The organism is Roseovarius lutimaris, from assembly GCF_900115165.1.
Taxonomy (GTDB): Bacteria; Pseudomonadota; Alphaproteobacteria; order Rhodobacterales; family Rhodobacteraceae; genus Roseovarius; species Roseovarius lutimaris.
The window spans coordinates 1-18371 of the sequence record NZ_FOVP01000036.1 but is presented as its reverse complement, the minus strand read 5'-3'; the positions used below and the strand labels follow the sequence as shown (position 1 = coordinate 18371).

Annotated in this window: 14 protein-coding genes and 4 pseudogenes; 6 read left to right on the top strand and 12 right to left on the bottom strand. The window is 52.1% G+C overall.

Annotation, left to right across the window (positions count from 1 at the left end):
* Positions 1-110 precede the first annotated feature (110 nt).
* Positions 111-296: pseudogene (locus BMZ91_RS19575) on the top strand (IS3 family transposase); the annotation flags it as partial.
* A gap of 155 nt (positions 297-451) precedes the next feature.
* Positions 452-751: pseudogene (locus BMZ91_RS19570) on the top strand (transposase); the annotation flags it as partial.
* A gap of 345 nt (positions 752-1096) precedes the next feature.
* Here BMZ91_RS19570 and betA read toward each other — a convergent pair.
* The 10 genes from betA to BMZ91_RS19520 form a co-directional block, all read right to left on the bottom strand.
* Entirely contained in the window at positions 1097-2764 is a 1668-nt protein-coding gene (gene betA, locus BMZ91_RS19565) for a choline dehydrogenase (RefSeq protein ID WP_092842287.1), read from the bottom strand.
* A 135-nt stretch (positions 2765-2899) separates the two neighbouring features.
* Positions 2900-4123 carry an MFS transporter gene (locus BMZ91_RS19560; RefSeq protein WP_092842286.1) on the bottom strand — a complete coding sequence of 408 codons (1224 nt, stop codon included), beginning with the start codon at positions 4121-4123 and terminating at the stop codon, positions 2900-2902.
* Positions 4120-5784, bottom strand: a complete 1665-nt coding sequence (locus BMZ91_RS19555; RefSeq protein WP_092842285.1) for an acetate--CoA ligase — start codon at positions 5782-5784, stop codon at positions 4120-4122. The genes BMZ91_RS19560 and BMZ91_RS19555 overlap by 4 nt, the downstream gene beginning before the upstream one ends.
* On the bottom strand, positions 5781-6233 hold the full coding sequence (locus BMZ91_RS19550; protein ID WP_092842284.1) for a Zn-ribbon domain-containing OB-fold protein: 453 nt from the start codon (positions 6231-6233) through the stop codon (positions 5781-5783). Before BMZ91_RS19550 ends, BMZ91_RS19555 begins: the two co-directional genes overlap by 4 nt.
* Positions 6230-7417, bottom strand: coding sequence for a thiolase family protein (locus BMZ91_RS19545; RefSeq protein WP_092842283.1), 1188 nt, complete (start codon positions 7415-7417; stop codon positions 6230-6232). Before BMZ91_RS19545 ends, BMZ91_RS19550 begins: the two co-directional genes overlap by 4 nt.
* A 337-nt stretch (positions 7418-7754) precedes the next feature.
* Positions 7755-9257 carry an aldehyde dehydrogenase family protein gene (locus BMZ91_RS19540; protein ID WP_092842282.1) on the bottom strand — a complete coding sequence of 501 codons (1503 nt, stop codon included), beginning with the start codon at positions 9255-9257 and terminating at the stop codon, positions 7755-7757.
* A gap of 156 nt (positions 9258-9413) precedes the next feature.
* Positions 9414-9644 carry an alcohol dehydrogenase catalytic domain-containing protein gene (locus BMZ91_RS19535; RefSeq protein WP_092842281.1) on the bottom strand — a complete coding sequence of 77 codons (231 nt, stop codon included), beginning with the start codon at positions 9642-9644 and terminating at the stop codon, positions 9414-9416.
* A 23-nt stretch (positions 9645-9667) separates the two neighbouring features.
* Positions 9668-11455: an ABC transporter permease subunit gene (locus BMZ91_RS19530; protein WP_092842280.1), complete on the bottom strand. Its 1788-nt coding sequence runs from the start codon at positions 11453-11455 to the stop codon at positions 9668-9670.
* Positions 11456-11488: 33 nt separating this feature from the next.
* Entirely contained in the window at positions 11489-12580 is a 1092-nt protein-coding gene (locus BMZ91_RS19525) for an ABC transporter ATP-binding protein (protein ID WP_092842279.1), read from the bottom strand.
* An 89-nt stretch (positions 12581-12669) separates the two neighbouring features.
* Positions 12670-13791, bottom strand: a complete 1122-nt coding sequence (locus BMZ91_RS19520; RefSeq protein ID WP_177193933.1) for an ABC transporter substrate-binding protein — start codon at positions 13789-13791, stop codon at positions 12670-12672.
* Positions 13792-14187: 396 nt separating this feature from the next.
* Between BMZ91_RS19520 and BMZ91_RS19515 the strand changes: the two genes are divergently transcribed.
* Positions 14188-14580 (top strand): transposase, encoded by a 393-nt coding sequence (locus BMZ91_RS19515; protein ID WP_245736493.1) that lies wholly within the window; start codon positions 14188-14190, stop codon positions 14578-14580.
* A 48-nt stretch (positions 14581-14628) separates the two neighbouring features.
* Here BMZ91_RS19515 and BMZ91_RS19510 read toward each other — a convergent pair whose 3' ends face one another.
* Both BMZ91_RS19510 and BMZ91_RS19505 read right to left on the bottom strand, forming a co-directional pair.
* Entirely contained in the window at positions 14629-15789 is a 1161-nt protein-coding gene (locus BMZ91_RS19510; RefSeq protein ID WP_092842277.1) for an MFS transporter, read from the bottom strand.
* Positions 15790-15964: 175 nt separating this feature from the next.
* Positions 15965-16852, bottom strand: a complete 888-nt coding sequence (locus BMZ91_RS19505; RefSeq protein ID WP_092842276.1) for a LysR family transcriptional regulator — start codon at positions 16850-16852, stop codon at positions 15965-15967.
* Between the two features lie 225 nt (positions 16853-17077).
* Between BMZ91_RS19505 and BMZ91_RS19500 the strand changes: the two are divergent.
* The 3 genes and pseudogenes from BMZ91_RS19500 to BMZ91_RS22130 all read left to right on the top strand — a co-directional run.
* Positions 17078-17404 (top strand): annotated as a pseudogene (locus BMZ91_RS19500) (transposase); the annotation flags it as partial.
* Positions 17405-17509: 105 nt separating this feature from the next.
* Positions 17510-17905 (top strand): annotated as a pseudogene (locus BMZ91_RS19495) (integrase core domain-containing protein); the annotation flags it as partial.
* A gap of 337 nt (positions 17906-18242) precedes the next feature.
* Positions 18243-18371: LysR family transcriptional regulator (locus BMZ91_RS22130; protein WP_143076411.1), on the top strand; the 129-nt coding region annotated here is incomplete at its 3' end.

The following is an 18371-nucleotide window of genomic DNA, read 5'->3' as shown; positions in this document are numbered from 1 at the left end:
CAAAAGCGAGATCATTCGTTGCTTGAAACGCTACATCGTCAGAGAAATCTACAGCCAACTCTGCGTGCCTAAATTAGCTCAAATCGCAGCTTGACGAATATAGGAGCTTCAATTCCATGGTCGAAACGTTCTTCAAATCGCTCAAAGCAGAGCTGATCTGGCGCAACCGATGGGAAACCAGACACCAAGCCGAAGGGGCCATATTCCAGTATATCAATGGGTTCTATAACCCACGACGGCGGCATTCGTCCTTAGGTGGCAAAAGCCCCTTGGCCTTCGAACGAAAGGCTGCATAAATGAGGTGAGAGACCGGAACGTAAGCGTGACAAGACCAAAATGGTCAAAGCGCTCTTTTCGCAGCGACGCTCGGTGGATTTGATTTAGCGGAGACCCTGATAACTGAAGTCGCCGTGAGTATGCCTGAGTATCGACCGCCCCACGTTCAAAATAAAAACCCAAGGCTATTCGCATCGATAATGGACCCGAATATGTCAGTGGAAAGTTCATGAAATGGGTCGAAAAACAAGGCGTTAGGCTGGAAAAAATCCAACCCGGAAAGCCCCAACAGAACGCCTATATCGAACGCTACAACCGCACGGTTCGCGACAAATGGCTCAGCCAGTACATCTTTGAAACCATCGAGGAGGCACAGGATCACGCCACGGCATGGCTCTGGACTTACAACAATGAACGACCCAACATGGGCATCGGCGGCATGACACCCGCCATGAAACTGAAAACAGCCGCCTGAATTCTACAGCTGGACCCCATTAAAAATGGGGGGATTACCGTGTAAGGGGACGCGCCGGAGCGCGCCATCCCTTGATTGACAGTTGATGAAACCATGGCTGAGACGTCATACATCATCTTTGTCACCACGATTGAAACGCTGCTTTACCGCCACGCAAGATCAGATGCCTTCGACCTCTGGGCAAGCTACGCCGCCGAGATGACCGCCTGACACTCAAAGCCGCGACCAAAGCTCAAACTACTGAGAACAACTTGGCAATGCCCCTCAACCTATCACAGCGACCACCAACTTTTGCCCACTCCCAAATTTGCGACAGAGCCACAAACAGCCTCTAGAATCTCAATATCAGCGCTGACTTTCTTTCCAATTTGGATGAACAAACACCGGCACATCAACGGCGGGCAATGGATCGTGCCCGCGAATGAAATCTGACATTCGTTCCGCAATCATGATTGTGCAGGCGTTCAGGTTACCAGTGACAATCGAGGGAATGACAGACGAATCCACAATCCGCAGATGACTCAGCCCGTGCACTCGGCCTGTCGGATCGACCACAGCGTTCTCGTCGCTTTCCGGGCCCATTTTGCAAGTACCACAAGCATGATAGGCGGGCTGAACCGTTTCCCGGATATACGCATCAAGCTCATCATCGGTTTGGGCGTCTTTGCCCGGGGTGAGTTCTTCCCCACGAAACGGTGCAAAGGCCTCCTGTGCAAAGATTTCACGTGTCAGGCGAATACAGGCGCGCATATCTATCCAGTCTTCTTCCTTTGACATATAGTTGAACTGGATCTTGGGCTTGTCCTGCGGGTTCTTCGAGGTGATTTCCACCCACCCGCGACTTTGCGAACGGAAGGGTCCGATAAACACCTGATAGCCGTGCTGCTTGTTCAGGCTCTGCGCATCATAGGATATGGCGGCAGGCATGAAATGGTATTCTGCATTCGCGTATTTTACACCTGCACGGGTTCGAATAAAACCGCAGCTTTCAAAGTGGTTGGTTGCGCCCAACCCGCTTTTGAACAGTAGCCATTGCAGGCCGATCAATCCGCGCGAAATCAATCCCATTTTGCCGTTCAACGTGATCGGCTGGGTGCATGCCTGTTGGATCCGTACTTCCATATGGTCCTGCAGGTTTTGGCCAACACCCGGCAGATGATGCAGCGGTGTGATGCCTTTTTCGCGCAATGTCTCTTCGTTACCGATACCAGACAGTTGCAGCAATTGGGTATTGTTGATCGGGCCGCCAGCCAGAATAACCTCTTTCGTTGCCTTCACCCGGTGCGATTTTCCGCGAACGGTATATTCCAATCCCACGGCGCGCTTGCCTTCCAGCAGAAGGCGAGTGGCGAGCGCATGGGTGACAATCTTGATGTTCCCACGCTTCATGGCAGGTTTTAGATAGACGTTGGCAGCGCTGGAACGCCGCCCATTGCCCACCGTCCTGTCCATTCGGGCAAAGCCCTCCTGGCGATAGCCATTGTAATCCTTGGTCCGCTCGTAACCCGCTTGGACACCGGCGTTAATGAACGCTTCGTAGAGAGGATTGTCGCAGGGGCCATTGGTCGTCTGCAACGGGCCGCTGCCCCCCCGATATTCGTCTTCGCCGCCAGAGAATGTCTCGGCCCGTTTGAAGTAGGGCAGACAATCGCGATAGGCCCAACCGGATACGCCGTCCTCTTCTTCCCATCTGTCGTAATCCAACGGATTGCCACGCACGTAAACCATGCCGTTGATCGAAGAACTGCCGCCAACGACCTTTCCGCGCGGACAGTTTATCCGACGACCACCAAGATGCGGTTCCGGTTCGGTTTCGTAAAACCAGTTGTACCGCTTCTTGTTCATCGGAATAGCAAGTGCCGACGGCATCTGGATAAACATGCTGCTATCCGAGCCGCCGTATTCAAGAACCAGTATCCTGCAGTGAGGATCCTCTGACAGACGTGACGCAACAACCGACCCAGCGGAACCGGATCCAATCACTACATAGTCATATGCTTGTTCTGTTGACATCTCTTCACCTTAATTTTCTATTGGCTTTTGTTGTGTTCGATCAGCTTGCGCGAATGGATTGCCGCGCGCTTCTTTTTCATTGCATGGATACTCAAACCGCCATGGCACATCGCACCTGGGGCGCCCACATCATCACTACCTACAATCCGGCCCTCTGTCGGATTCGATCCCTAACTGGCTTTTCGCCTGAACGCCGGGGAACAAAAGTGCTATCAGGGCCGATAAGACTGCCGAGACCGTCGCAAGCTGCAAGGCCAGATGGTAACTTCCGGTACGGTCAAACAGCCAGCCAGCTGCGAACGGCGCGATCAACCCTGCGATTCCCCAAGCTGTAAAGACGCGCCCATAGATGGAGCCAAACCGCTCTGCACCGTAAAAGCGATGCACGGCAACGGGATAACCTGTAGCCATCAGCCCATAGGAAAGCCCAACAACCGCCAAAGCGAAAACACTGGTCGCGGTGCCGATCTCCAACGCCATCACCCCAGTGGCCAATCCCAAAACCAAAGCGGCCAACAACAAGACAGCGCGCGGACCCAGCCGATCAGCTATCGCGCCGCTAGTGATCCTTCCCAAGGCATTGCCCGTGGCGATCATGCTAACGGCAACACCGCCCAGCGCGACGGACCCACCTTGATCGGCCACAATACTGGAGGCGTGGCCAAGGACCATTAGCCCCCCCGCTGCCCCGGTTGCGAACCCGCACCAAAGCAGCCAGATTAAACGGTTGTCGATTGTTTTCGCACGATGCTGATGCGCATGTGCCGCCGCGCCGCGGGCTGGGAAGCGGGCATCAAGGCTGGGGCAAGCCCGTTGCGCGCCAAGGCTCATAACGCTGGCAGCAAACAGGACACCGGCGGGTAGAAACAGCGCGCCGGTAATAGTGCCCGATGCACTGATCTGCCCCATCAACGGCCCCAGAACGACCGCACCCATGGCGAAGGCCGCTACTATCACACCGGTAGCTAGGCCAGGTTGGGCAACACCGCTCGTGACCGCCATCTGCAGGCCCGCCGAATAGCCAAACCCACTAGCCGCCGCAAACAACGCTCCATAAGCGATCAAGAAAACCACAAAGGATGGCGCAATAGCCGCGCAGGCCAAACCTACCGCACCAATGATGCAGGCTACAGCCCCTACCATTGAGAGCCTCCGCCCGGCAAAGAGCCGGGGCGCGGTCATGACAGCAAAAGTGAAGACCGCCATTGAGATCGAAAACACCAGACCTGTGGCTGTGCGCTCGACCCCATAATATGCCTGAACAGGTTCAATGAGCACACTCCAAGCATAGAGCGTACCTAATCCAATGACCTGCCCAGCGGCAAGTGTGACGGCCTTCCAGCTATCGTTTTGGGTCATGACATTTCCGTCGCAATCCGCCGCAATTCGCCACGGCGGATCTTGGAGGAACTCGTCAGCGGGAACTCGGAAACGAAATGAATTTCGCGAGGGTATTTGTAGAATGCTAGATTTTGCTTCACGTAATCCTGCAACGTTTTCACCATTTCCGGCCCGCCCGCCGTACCGTTTGCCAGTTTGATAAATGCTACGACAACCGCACCCCTGTCTGCGTCAGGCTTGCCGACAACGGCTACTTCGACTACATCAGAATGTCGCAACAAGGTGTCTTCAATCTCGGCTGGGCCGATGCGGTAACCAGAGCTTTTGATTAGGTCATCATTGCGCCCCTGATACCAGTAGTATCCGTCGCTATCTCGCCGGGCCAAATCGCTGGTGCGTAACCATTGGCCACAACGCAATCGCTCTGGCACGCCAAGGTCGCCCCAATATCCTAGGAAAAGAGTGCGGTCATCATCTCTTGCTGCGATTTCGCCCACCTCTCCCTCTGGAACTGGGTTGCCTGCCTCATCGATCAGCTCGACGACACGCCCTGGGTATGCTCGTCCCATCGAACCTGGGCGCACAGGGTACAACGCACGGCAATTCCCGATTAGGTGGTTGAACTCAGTCAAGCCGTAGAATTCATTGCAGGTGACACCTAGCGTTTCATCCAGCCAGCGAACGATCTCACCAGGCAGGCTTTCTCCTCCGGTGCAGACGACCCGCAGGGCAAAGTCATCTTTGTTTACTTGAGCACCCATTTCAGCCATGCGCTTCAAAGCTGTTGGCGTCAAGAAGCTATGAGTAATGCCATGGCGCCCCATAAAGTCGAACGCCCAATCGGCTTCAAATCGGTGTTGGCTGGCAACGATAGTCTGTCCTGCCATCCACGCGGGAAGCACAAGGTCGAGCAGGCCGCCAACCCAAGCCCAGTCCGCTGGACTCCAGAACTTTGCGTCCGAGCGATCTAATTCAAGATCATAAAACATCGTGACGGTGGGCATGTAGGCATGCAGCACGCGGTGACTGTGCAGCAACCCTTTGGGTAGACCTGTCGAGCCAGAAGTATACATCAACAAAGCTGGGGCTTCAGATTCGGTTTCAACAGGCGAGAAACCTGATGCATCGCTGGACACGCAATCAGCCCAAGCAGTCATGCCTTCACTGGGAACATCGACTGTGATAACATGCGCTAGTTTCGCGGTATTGAGCGGGTCAAGCCCGACGCGCTGCCAAATGTTGTTTTCTGCAACGATGACCCGCGCACCCGAATGATTTAGCACGTGCAACAAGGTGTCCTGACCATACATCTGCGACAAGGTTAATACCACTGCACCCAGCTTGTAGATTGCCATATGGGTAATGGCTGTCTCGGGTCTTTGCCCCACATGAACCGCCACCGCGTCGCCTTCAGAGACGCCCATATTGCGCAGGGAAACAGCCAAACGGTTGGCTTGATCGTTGATTTCACCAAAAGTGTATTCTTCGAGCCGACCATCGTCATGCTCAAAGATCAGCGCGGGCTTATCGCGGTTCGGTCCAGCAGCGTGGCGACCGACAGTATCTGCCGCGATGTTGGCTTTTTCTGGCACGTCGATCGCATAGCGCGATTGTTCTGTGTTCCATGTCAGGTTCGAGCACTTGGCGACATCGGCGAAGTAGCAGTTAGTGTCAGTCATGTTAAGGTTCCTTCAATTGGTTCAAAGATAAGCGCCTGAATGGGATGCGGCGGTTTTGTCGTGGACGGCGGCACCAAACGCACGCGTGCCCCGCGTTTCAGCAGTGTTGGATCACCGGAGAGCCGCGCAAGAACGCGATTGTTGGTGCCATCCACTGCGATTTCAGCAAATATTCGGTCTTGCGCTGGCTCCGACAACGGAATCGGAACACTTCCGACGGTGACCCGGATCACCTGTCCCGTGCTGTCCAGTTGATGTGGCTCGGTAGCGTCACCATCGTGTAAGCAGACGCGGCGGGGCGGAAAGCGCACATCACCGCAAGCCGGACAGCGGCTGCCCACCAAGCTTCCCTGCTGCAACGCAGTTAGAAACGGTGATAACGCACCAAACCCGTGGTGGTATGTGAGAGACAGGGTCAAGTCTACGCTCAGTGCTGTTTGTGTGCTCATGGCCCGGCCCCTTCCAGAATGTGAACAACATTCAAAGTTCCAACGCCTGCGTGGCAGTCGATCAGCCCACGTTGATAGCTACGCCCTGCCTGCAGTTCGGGCCAATAGCGCCCTTCAAGCAATCGCGAAACGGTAATCGCCTGTGCCAAGCCAACGGCACCCGGGGCCCCGCCCTGCCCGATCAGCCCCCCCGAGATGTTTACCGGCAACCGCCCCTGAAGACTAAATTCACCATCCAACCCTCGCGCGCCAGCTTGCCCCTCAGGGCAGAGGCCCAGCGCTTCAATTCCCTGAAGTTCGGCTCCGGTGTAGGAATCGTACAATTCCGCTACATCGAAGGCGCCCGCCGGATCATTAACGCCAGCTTGCCGACAGGCATCTCGTATCGCTCGTGCTTTGCCATGAAATGTGCCCGGCTCGATGCGGTCGCCCAGACGGATATGGTCGGTGGCACAGGCACTTGCGACGATACGGCTACACCGACGCGCGGCACCCTCAGGTGCGGCATCCGGATGGCACAAAACCAAAGCGGCGGCCCCATCGCTAATCAGACTACAGTCCAGCATTCGGTATGGCGTGCTGACCATAGGCGAGGCCAATACATCTTGAATACTGATTTGCATCGGTTTGTGCGCCCAAGGATTGTGCTGCGCATTGGCGTGGTTCTTGACCGAAACAGCAGCCATTTGTTTAGATGTGCTGCCAAAGCGCTCCATATGATCCTGTATGGATAAAGCATAGAGCATTGTTGCTGTTGCACCGGCCCAACCCTCGAGATCGGCATCAAATGAAAGCCCGTAAATCTGACGCACGTCACCGCTACCAAGATGGCTAGCTGCGTGTTCATAGCCGATCACCAACACGCGCTTTGCGAGACCCGACATGACGTGGATCACACCCGCGCGCAGTGCGTTGCCGCCACTGGCTCCACCGCTTTCGACCCGAATAACTGGCAGACCGGTCAGCCCAATCTCATCAAGAAATAATGGGCCAGGAGCGACTTGCAGAGACAGGAAATCTGTCTCAGAGGCGATAACAACCGCATCAATATCTGACGCCTGCAGTCCAGCATCGGCTAAAGCTCCGGTCGCCGCTATGCGAACCCAGTCGCGCAACCCGCTGCCATCTTTGTATCGTCGGAACGGCACCACATCGCCGCCTAGAATGATCGGTTTTACACTCATTATTGCGGCCCGTACATCATGAGACTACGGTTTCCACAGATACAATCCGGAGAAACAGATCCTTGCTGAAACACGCGACAAATGGCCGCCGACTTTAGCACCAGCATTTCGCAGACCATGCGGTTCATCCTGCCAAAGTAAAATTTTCGCTGCATCTTGTGCTTCTCCAAATGGTTCAAAAAATCTGAATGCGACTGCGCTCGCGCGCATTGCCAGACACACCTCACCTGTCAACGCCACGTCCTCTCGACGAGCATTGTTCAATGTGCGGTGTTGGGTTGAGCAACAGTGGCGTTAGAGAGTTCCTAGCCGCAAATTGCTTAAACCAATCGCCTAACTATGTCTGAACCCAGATGCTTTTCACTTCGCTATAAAGATCGATTGCTTCTTTACCCATCTCGCGCCCATAGCCACTCTTTTTCATGCCACCAAATGGCGATGCGGGGTCTGTATAGCCCCAATTGTTGATCCAAATGGTTCCGGCCTTCAGCTTTTTACCGACCCGGTGAGCCCGCGATAGATCATTTGTCCAGAGCCCAGCAGCCAAGCCAAACTCGGTGTTATTTGCCCGAGCGATGATCTCACCTTCTTCGTCAAAGGGCAGAATGCACAATACAGGACCAAACACCTCTTCCTGAACGATAGTCATGTCATCGCTGACATCGGTTACGATCGTCGGCAAAATGAAATACCCGTCTTCAAGTTCGGATGAACCGTGAGCGAGACCACCACAAACCACTTTGGCTCCGTCGCTTTCGGCGCCTCGAATGTATCCGGAAACACGGTCGAACTGTTCACGGCTGACAACTGGGCCAAGGTCTGGCTGCTTTTTTGACATGCCTGGGCCAACCGAAATTGCAGAAGTCTGACGAGACATTTCAGCTACAAACTCGTCAAAGATTGGTCTTTCTACATACAAACGAGAACCCGCAGTACAAGACTGGCCATTGTTACCAAATGCTGCCCAAGTACAACCGAGCGCCGCTTTTTCAATATCAGCATCTTTGAAAACGATATTCGGGCTCTTGCCGCCAAGCTCAAGTGAAACGCGCTTCAGTGTGTCTGCTGACCCTCGAACGATGGTCTGAGCAACTTCGAGACTACCCGTAAATCCGACCTTGTTTACACCTGCATGTTCTACTAACGCGGCACCGGCGGTTCCACCGAACCCGCTGACAACGTTAAACACACCTGGTGGAAAGCCGGCTTCCTCGAATAGCTTCCCTAGATAAAGCACGCTAAGCGGCGTTTGTTCGGCGGGTTTCACAACAATCGCATTCCCTGCAGCAATCGCCGGAGCGATCTTCCATGCCGCCATAAGCAACGGATAGTTCCAAGGAACGATCAACCCGCAGACACCTACTGGTTCTTTGACTGTATAATTGAGCATGTTAGGTGCGTTTACAGGTATGACCGAGCCTTCGATCTTTGTTGGCCAGCCTGCGAAATAGCGAAAGTGATCCGCGCTGTATTTGACATCTACATTTGCCGTGACTGACACAGGCTTACCGTTATCGAGTGCGTCGAGTTGAGATAGCGCTTCTGCGTGCTCTTCGAGAAGTTCTCCGAGTCTCCAGATTGCTTTACTTCGGTCTGCTGCCGTAAACTCGTTTCTCCACGGGCCCTCATCAAAGGCACGACGTGCGGCCTGTACTGCCAAATCAATGTCTTCTGCGGCCCCTTCCGCAACAGTGGCAATAGGTTGTCTGTTTGACGGGTTTTCAGTTACAAATGTTTTCCCGGATTGAGCAGCAACATATTTCCCGTCAATGTAGAGCCCAATCGGCTCCGACAAGAACTTTCGGACAGTGTCACATATTTCGATGTATTCTTTGGCCATTTGAGGGCTTCCTCACAACTTAATAGGATTGTTTCACGTTGTCTTTGCAGAGCATTATTCAAACGTGATGACTTGCCGAAGCGAATGCCCAGAAGCGAGATCATGAAATCGGTAATGATCTTCGCTCTTTACGGGTATGTTATCGGCAAAAACCGCTTATTCCACAAATCCGACAACCTCTTGGCCCACAACTATAGGCACTGGCTTGGGGCGGGCGTCATTGACCAACGAAAGATCTGAGTGGCAATGCCCGGCAGCCTTACCCCGTATCAGGACTTCGCCTGGCCCGGATGCTGTTAGATCGACGGTATCCATCAAAAGCGGCTTGGTTGTTGAGAATGGGCGTTCAACACTTGTTTCCAACCGTATTGCAGCTTCCATATTCATTTTAGCTCTCCTTATTTAGTTGGTCAGCTTTTGTTGATATCGATGAAACGATCTATTCGGATGACCCACGCAACGACCATCAGAAGAACTATCGTAATGATGAGAAGCACTCCGGAAGCGGCGGCAGTGAGCGGTGTTAGTGAGAACCGTAGAGTTGGCCATATTAGGCGGGGCAACGTTTCGGTTTCGACTGTCGTAAGGAAAAGCGTCATTACAAACTCATTCAGAGAAATGATGAAGGTAAAGAGCGCCGAAACGAACAGAGCCGGAGCAATCAAAGGCAACGTTATCTCACGGAAGGTAGTGAACCTGCTGGCTCCAAGTCCTCGAGAAGCTTCATTGAGGCCAGCATCCAGAGCATCGATGCTGACTTTGAGCACCATAATTACTAGAGGGAACGACCAGAGCATGTGTCCCAGCGATATGCTGAAATAGGTGCCCCAAATACCCATCTGCTGCGAGAACGCGAGAAGCGACATACCAATGATAACCCCTGGCGTATAGATTGGTAACAACGCGACAGTATAAATGAAGCTGTTTTTATTTGTGCCTAGCGCCGAGAAGCCAAGTGCTGCCGTCAACCCGACCCCAACCGACAGGATCACAGTGAACGAGCCGACATATATGCTGTTCCAGAGTGCGGACACCCACTTGTCACTCTCAAAGAACGCCACATACCAGCGAAGCGAAAACTCATCAGTTGGGATTTCAAGGATATTTCCCGGAGTGAAGGAGACAAGCGCCGTGACGACAATTGGCGCCATGAAATAGAAAACCACCAACGCAGCGAAGATATGATACGCCCACTTGATTACCATGTCCCGAACGTGCGCAACACGAGGAGATCGCGCAGGCAACGGAATGGTTTCGCCGCCGCTGTAAGTTCTTACTGTCCCATTATTGGCAGCCAAACCACTTGAGGTCGTCGGCGCGGTGCGTGGCCTCTCGAAGTAATTAACGATTGAGCTCTGCAAAAGGACGACAATGAGTACAAGCAACACCATCATGAAGGCAACCGTCGATCCCATTGCCCAATTCACGTTCTCAAACGTTTGCTTAGGGATCTCCACAGCAAGTGTTTGGTTCTTGGGGCTACCAAGTAAAGAGGGAGAAATAAAAGCGCCCAGCCCCCAAATGATTGTAATGAGCATACCGACAACCGCACTTGGTAAACTGAGAGGAAACGTGACCTCTCGGAATGCCTGCCAAGGTGTGGCACCCAGCCCTTTAGCGGCGGCTTTCAAAGTTGAATCTAGAGCATGGAAGCCTGCTACGAGAACAAGAATTGGGTAGGGCGCGACAAGCAAAACTTTACCGATAACTGCCGCAAAGGTGTTGTTTAGCAATCTGATCGGTTGATCGATGACGCCGAGCCAAAGCAAGGTATCATTAACCATACCACTGTTTCCCAGCATAATCTTGAGGCCGTAAACCAGTAGCAAAACGTTGGTTAGCTTAGGCAGTAGAACCGCCGCGATGAGAAGCATCTTAAGCCGCGGCTTGGCCATATAAATGTAATAGGCAAACGGGTAAGATATGATCATCGTCACTACTGTTATGATTGCAGTGAACGAGAGCGTGTTGCCTAAGATCGACATATAGTAACTTGAGCTCAAGAACTCGAAGTAATTGCCGAAAGTGAAAGTATTTGGAATGTAGAAGCTTGTGCCTCCAACTCCATAACCAGAAGATGCGCCGCTTTCGTAGAAGCTCACACGAAGCAACCATAGTAGCGGGAACATAAAGAAAAATAGTACCGTTACCAAAATTGGAGCGAATAGGAGATACGTTCTAAAGCTGCGATTATTCATGAGTGCGCGCCTTGCATAAGTGTCTGAAAGAGTTCAATCTTTTGTTGCAATGATATGCCTTGACTCGATGCCAATCTCTAAGGTTTCCCCTACCCTGTGCTTTTGATGCCCGTTAGGAATACTCTCTTTGACCTTTAGGATTATGTCTTCACTACCAATCTTCAGCTCATAGAAAACGTGAGATCCAAAGTAGGAAACAAACTCTATTGAGCCCGAGAGACGGTTCATTTTGGATGATGAAGGAGGAGCGACTTGAATTCTTTCAGGACGGAACGACAAGGAAAGAGGCTGCCCCTCCGGGATATCCAGATCTGTATCGAAAAGAATTTCGACTGTCGGGTCGAGCTCCAAACTCGCACGACACTGTCCGTCCTCGCTTGGCGCGAGACTGGTAGCTTTCATTGATGTCGCATCCCCAAGAAACTCCGCTACAAACGTGGTTTTTGGAGAGTTATAGATTTCATCTGGTGTGCCTATTTGCAGCAAACGGCCTTTGTCGATGACCGCTATCCTGTCGGCCATGGTCAAGGCTTCATCCTGATCATGTGTCACGTAGATCGATGTAATGCCCAATTTGTGCTGCAGCACTTTCAACTCCACCTGCATGATGTCGCGCAGGCGCCGATCGAGATTTGCCAAGGGCTCATCCAAAAGAAGGATGTCGGGGCGAATTGCAATGACACGGGCAAGTGCTACGCGCTGCCGCTGACCGCCACTCAATTGGCGCGGATAGCGGTCTCCAAGCCCCCCCAACTCGACCATATCCAGAGCTTCCTGGATTCGTTCGTTTCGTTCGTCCTTCGGAAGTTTGCGCATGCGCAATCCGAACTCTACATTCTGCCATACTGTCCGGTGGGGAAAGAGCGCATAGTTCTGAAATACCATGCCGATATTGCGCTGCTCCAACGGCACATCATTCATGACCTTGCCTGCAATGACTATTTCGCCAAAAGTGGGCGTCTCGTAACCACCAATCATTCTCAGCAGCGTAGTTTTTCCACAACCGCTTGGACCGATCAAAAAAAGAAACTCACCTTCTTGGACCTCAATATTGACGTCTGCCAGAGCAACATGAGCCCCGAAGTTTTTGCCGAAGTTTTTTAGCTGAAGCATTGGTTGAGACATGATGAAGAACTCCCCTCAAAGTAATATTTTAGTAAGGAATAGGGACAACGCCCTATTCCTTATCTAGTTTTTCTTATAAACGGAGCGTCTTAGGCTCGCAGGACTTCCTGATCCCAGAACTTCGCGATTTTATCCCAATTTTTGACATAAGTATCGTAAGGGAAATAACCCAACTGCTCGAAATCCGCGTCGGTAGATGGGTTCACAACTCCGTAGAGTGGATCTACCTTAGTCATGCTTTGAGCCACGGACTGTATCGGTGTCATGAAGCCAGCATTTTTTGCATAGTCAGTCTGAAATTCTTCCGAACAGAAGAAGTCTATTGCGGCCTCAGCCATGGCCTTTTTCTTTGTATTCTTTGGGACAACCCAGAACAGCTGGACATAGGCGCGGTCTTCTAGCGGCACGAATGCCTGAACAGGTTGCCCATCCTTAATTGGCGCATAGATACCGACGCTATGGATGTTACCAGCGGTCACGTTGCCTTCAATCAGGTTAAACGCCATATCCGAAGCACTCTGCCACCAGACACCCACGCGCTTTGCTTGATCCTTGGCAAAGGCAAGCACGCCGTCGAGATTTTCAGCAAGCTCTTTGCTCGCCTCACCAGCTCGGCCTTCACTATCAACCTTCATGCAGGCAAAGGTGTAAAGCGACATATAGAAGGAATTATAAAGACCAAGCTTGCCGTCAAACTCCGGCTTAAGAAGATCAGACCAGCGTGTCGGAGCATCCTTGACGTAATTGGTATTGTAGGCGCCAGTCACAAGCGCGTCAGGCCACGTCACTCCCCAGTTTTCTTTGACAACCCAGTTGTCCAGCATTTTTGGGTCAAAATTCTTCATGTTCGGCATATTTGCGAAATTTACCGGTTCAAAGAGCCCGCTCTTAATCGCGGGGTACCCTTGTGTCGCGTCCGTCATCACTAGGTCATATGGGGGATTGCCTGGAGGGGTTGCTTTGAGCTTTGGAATAGCGTCCCACCAGCCAAGGTCAAAGGAGACATCTGCACCGGTTCTCTCTTTGAATTTGGGACCGAAGAAGTTGGTGAACATATCACCCCAAGCACCAGCGTATGTGAAAACCCGAAGTGTTTCACCTTCGAACTTCTTGGAGCCCAAAGACAGGGCCGGCGCCGCAAAAAGTGGTGTGGTGACTGCAGTAGCAACACTCAGATTTTTTATGAATTGCCTTCTTGTAACATCACTCATTTCTTCTCTCCCTTTTTTTCGTAATGACCGTTTTTTGTGCCTCATTGCCTTATTCTTAGAACGCTAGGCGAGCAGTGAATTCAATGCAATCAATAATAATTGATTATTTATGATCAAATAAATTGAAGTATAAAAACTGAAAAATTCACCAACCGCAGCATTCATTAAGGGATAAACTCTTCAACTTAATGTAATTTTATGCTGCCATACCCGCTCGAGTGCTCACAACTTAAAGACCCTGATCTCAATGAGCGAAGACACGGCTCCAACGCTGCAAGCATCACAAGTTGATAGAATCATGTGGCGTGTATTGTAAGCGGTGCGCCGCCCCCACACTTACGGCGTGACGCCTGATCTGCGATTCAGAGGCCTCTTTGGTTTGAAGGGAGTTTCTGTATGGGAGCTACAAACGAATTTCTGGCAATGGTGCCGCGCCGTGTCGACGGCAATCGGAATTGGCCGCCGGAGTTGAAGGCGCGGATCGTGGCGGAAACGCTGATCGAGGGGGAGACGGTTAACGCGGTTGCTAAGCGGTATGAGCTGATCCCCAGCACTGTGTCTGATTGGCGGCGGATGGCACGACAGGGCAAGTTGGTTTTGCCAAATTTAGAGGGCATGGATTTTGTGCCTGTTGAGATTGAAGAGCCTGCAGTGGTGGCCGAGCCTCTGCCTGTCACAAGCGCGTGTGAACGGCGCACCGCTTACAGTGTATCTTTGTCAGACGAGAGCCGTTTGACGTGGAACCACTGCATAAAGATTGGCCGAGGCCCCATGCCAATTCGGTTGTAAGGCGTTTAGACGAACACCCAGGATCAGAAATGCGATACGCACCTTCTCTTATCCTTTGCCGGCCTTTGATTGGATCATAAAAAATGAGATCGCCGCGCCTAGTGCCGCAAGTATCAAGGCCGCTTGATAGTTTTGAAACCTGTCAAACAGTAAGCCTGCGGAGAGAGGGCCCAATAACCCGGCGATGGCCCAAGCAGTAAAAACCCGTGAATAAACGATAGTTCCTTGGGTCGCACCAAAACGGTGAGAAAGATAAGCTGGGTAAGCTGCAATGGTTCCACCATATGTGAAACCAACAATTGCCAGTCCGATTATCGTAATATTCAGTTCAGCTATAGTTGCCATAATTGACAACGCAATACATGACAGTGCCGCAAGGAAAGCTAAGACAAGTCGCCCTCCGATTTTGTCCGTCAAAACGCCTGCCATCAAGCTGCCGATCATATTCGAAAAAGCGATCACGATGGGGGCACCGGTGCTCCAGAACGTGCCCCCTCCCCTAGAGTCTGTCAAACCTGAGGCATGGCCAATAGCCATGAGGCCCGCAGTAACGGCACCACAATAGCTGAGCCACAACCAGATAGTTTGGGTATTAGACAGAGTGCCATTACTAATATCGACGTCACTCTCAACGCCTGAAAAATAGACAAATCGAGATCGCGACAGAACCAAAGCACTCACTGCGGAAAACAAAATCAAACAAGCCGCCAGAAAAAGAAGCGCCGTAATCCATCCGCCAACGTCAATCGCAATGCGAAGTGGTAGCGGGAATGCCACAGCCCCTAAAGCGTATGCAGCAGTGACAATTCCCATTGAAAAGCCTTTGCCCTGGGGAAATGCCCGCCCTGCTAGTTGAAGCGCGTAGCCATAGCCCAAGCCGTTTGCACTGCCAAAAACCACACCAAAGCCTAGCCAAACTAGCACAATTGATGAACTGAGCGCAGCCATCGCACAACCCACCGCAGCAACCGTGCCCGTTATGGCGACATAAGTAGCTGAAGTTGCGCGATCATATAGCCTGTGCCCCCAAAAGACCGATGCCGCAAGCGATACCAATGCGATAGAGTAAGTCATGCTTGCCAAACTGCGCGAGACGAGTAGTTCCACCTCTATTGCTAGCAGTAGAACTGAAAACGCGTGAATCGATCCGAGGGCAAAGGTTAAGAGCGCTGCGCCCAAAAGCGCACCTTTCCGGTTTTCCAAAGTCACGTACCACCCGCGTCGACGGTTGTTTCCAGGGCAGCCAACACGTTGTCTGAGCCGAAGCTGCCGTTGGTTAGTATTCTTTTCAAAATCATATCCTGCTCAGATACTGCGTTGCAAAGGTCCTTGATGGCGCTGTGAAGCGGCAAGATAGAGAATAGAGCAACGGTCAGAGGTAATTTCAGTTCAAACTACGAAACGTGCTGCAACTTTGGGCCGCAAGAGCGATCTGTGCCGCTATCGGCTGTCCCGTTGTCGGATAGCAGCTAACGAATTCCATTGCGTTAAGGGGCAGCTTTGTTTCGACCACTTTCAATTGATTTCTCGATAGCTGATCTTGGAAAATTTCAGGTGGCATTAAGCTAACGCCTAGCTCTGCTATTGTTAAGCTGGAAACCACAGAAAGGCTGTTGCAAACAGTTGTCCTCCAGTGATCTGCGCCCGATTGTTTAAACCAATCACTGATGACGTTATGAAGGTTGGAATCCGAAGATAGAGTTATAATGGATTGTGATTTAAGATCGGTTGGAGTTAGGTCCCGATCTGGCAGCTCGAGCTTCGGGCTTGCCATCCACTTGTAGTCCACAAGACCGAGGCTCTGCGATACAAGCCCAACTCCTCTTACGGGGCCAGGCAATAAAGCCAAGTCAATCTCCCCGCTCATAAGTTGAGACCAGACCACATTTGTTAAGCCAACTTCTAGCTCAACCCTCAATCTTGGAAAGTTGGTGTCGAGTTGTCTGACCAAATCTGGCAGCCAAGTCATGGCTATGGTTTCAGTAACCCCCAGTTTTACATGCCCAGAGACATGCGAGGTGTTGGCCACGCGTGACGTTGCCTCGTCTATAAGCTTTATGATGCTTTCGCCATACTGCAACAGTTCACGCCCCTTCGGGGTAAGCTTGTTCGACTGATGAGTGCGGTCAAAAAGTTCAATGCCAAATGCAGATTCGAGGTTTTTAATGCGCATTGAAACTGTTGGCTGAGTCGCGTTTAACTTTAGCGCCGCGGCTCTGAAGCTACCGAGCCGCGCACACCATATGAATGTTTCCAAGTTTTTAAGATTCATGAACAATTACCTTTTTGAGCCGCCCCACTTGGGTGGTCCATTTTGAAAGTTAGTGCATGATTGGCCTTTGGTCCATCTGGATGATGGCCTCTGGCGCAGGTGGACGGTATCTGCCTGCGCGGCAGACTCGCTTTCAAAAGATAGATTCCGGATTCTTGCGAGAAAACGGGACTATCCTGAATTTTGTGCGCTGACGTGGTAACTGCTCGAAGAGGAGACCCACGTATGAGCATCGATAAAGAGATCTTGGACCGATTGATGGAAAGCCGCGCGCCTGGTGATTTGTTTGGCAAGGGCGGCATTCTGTCGGAGCTGACAAAATCGCTGGCGGAGCGGGCATTGAGCACGGAGATGGATATTCATCTCGACGAAGAGCGCGCTGAGGAGGCGCCTGGGGGCCGCAACCGGCCCTCCAATCGGCGAAACGGCAGCAGCCAGAAGACGGTGACCACCGACGGCGGCGAGGTCGTTCTGGACATCCCCCGCGACCGGAACGGCACCTTTGATCCGATACTGATCGCCAAATATCAGCGCCGCTTAGCCGGAGCCGATGCCATCCGTCGGCGCGATGGATCAACTGATCACAGCCAAGCCTATCCATCCAATGCAGCGTGCCGTGGACATGCGCACGTACCTCGGAAAGAATCTTGATCATGTGATCAGGTGACAGTTCTGCACAAACCACGCCTGCTCAGTGACAATGGTTCATCCTACATCGCGGGCGATCTGGCCGATTGGTTGGAAGACAAAGGCATGGATCATGTTCGCGGCGCACCGTTCCACCCACAAACACAAGGTAAGATCGAACGTTGGCATCAGACCATGAAGAACCGGGTTCTGTTGGAGCACTATTACCTGCCCGGCGATCTGGAGCGGCAGATCGAGGCCTTCGTCAATTACTACAATCACCGGCGCTACCACGAGAGCCTGAACAACGTCACACCGGCCGACGTCTACTTCGGCAGGGCTGAAACCATCCTCAGAGAAAGGGAGAAGATCAAGAAACTGACAATCCAAAAACGCCGCTTGCAGCACCAGAAAGCTGCGGCCTAAAATGAAACCAAGGATGAACCAGAGCCTCGGTTAGCAAAAACGCTCAGCTCTCCAAGAATCCCTGACGACGGACAGGCTCGGGTTATCTATGCATTCAAATTCTTCGCCGTACATCCTAATTGAACGGTTCTTCGTCACCGTATCCTTCTAAATCCGCGCCCAGCACCGCCTCGCCAAAATACGGTCCAAGCCCAATATGTGAAGACTGTGACGAGAACGGTTGAACATTGGCGCAAACTCCTCCCGCTGCGTAAGTTTCAGCTTAAGTAATATAAATTCTTTTGACAGCGAGAAATAATTGATATTAGGGTGAGATTTTTAAACATATAGAGCGCCAATGAATCTTAGATTTTTGACAACCGTTGTCGCCTTTTCAAAGCATCAAACGCTGAACGCGGCGGCGCAGACATTGGGGCTGAGCCATTCCGCTGTCAGCCTTCAGATCAAGGCGCTAGAAGAAGAGCTT

What these genes read in the sequence shown, in the direction of transcription:
- betA (WP_092842287.1), bottom strand. Translation starts at nt 2,764, where the DNA reads ATGTCAACAGAACAAGCATATGACTATGTAGTGATTGGATCCGGTTCC.
- BMZ91_RS19560 (WP_092842286.1), bottom strand. Translation starts at nt 4,123, where the DNA reads ATGACCCAAAACGATAGCTGGAAGGCCGTCACACTTGCCGCTGGGCAG.
- BMZ91_RS19555 (WP_092842285.1), bottom strand. Translation starts at nt 5,784, where the DNA reads ATGACTGACACTAACTGCTACTTCGCCGATGTCGCCAAGTGCTCGAAC.
- BMZ91_RS19550 (WP_092842284.1), bottom strand. Translation starts at nt 6,233, where the DNA reads ATGAGCACACAAACAGCACTGAGCGTAGACTTGACCCTGTCTCTCACA.
- BMZ91_RS19545 (WP_092842283.1), bottom strand. Translation starts at nt 7,417, where the DNA reads ATGAGTGTAAAACCGATCATTCTAGGCGGCGATGTGGTGCCGTTCCGA.
- BMZ91_RS19540 (WP_092842282.1), bottom strand. Translation starts at nt 9,257, where the DNA reads ATGGCCAAAGAATACATCGAAATATGTGACACTGTCCGAAAGTTCTTG.
- BMZ91_RS19535 (WP_092842281.1), bottom strand. Translation starts at nt 9,644, where the DNA reads ATGAATATGGAAGCTGCAATACGGTTGGAAACAAGTGTTGAACGCCCA.
- BMZ91_RS19530 (WP_092842280.1), bottom strand. Translation starts at nt 11,455, where the DNA reads ATGAATAATCGCAGCTTTAGAACGTATCTCCTATTCGCTCCAATTTTG.
- BMZ91_RS19525 (WP_092842279.1), bottom strand. Translation starts at nt 12,580, where the DNA reads ATGTCTCAACCAATGCTTCAGCTAAAAAACTTCGGCAAAAACTTCGGG.
- BMZ91_RS19520 (WP_177193933.1), bottom strand. Translation starts at nt 13,791, where the DNA reads ATGAGTGATGTTACAAGAAGGCAATTCATAAAAAATCTGAGTGTTGCT.
- BMZ91_RS19515 (WP_245736493.1), top strand. Translation starts at nt 14,188, where the DNA reads ATGGGAGCTACAAACGAATTTCTGGCAATGGTGCCGCGCCGTGTCGAC.
- BMZ91_RS19505 (WP_092842276.1), bottom strand. Translation starts at nt 16,852, where the DNA reads ATGAATCTTAAAAACTTGGAAACATTCATATGGTGTGCGCGGCTCGGT.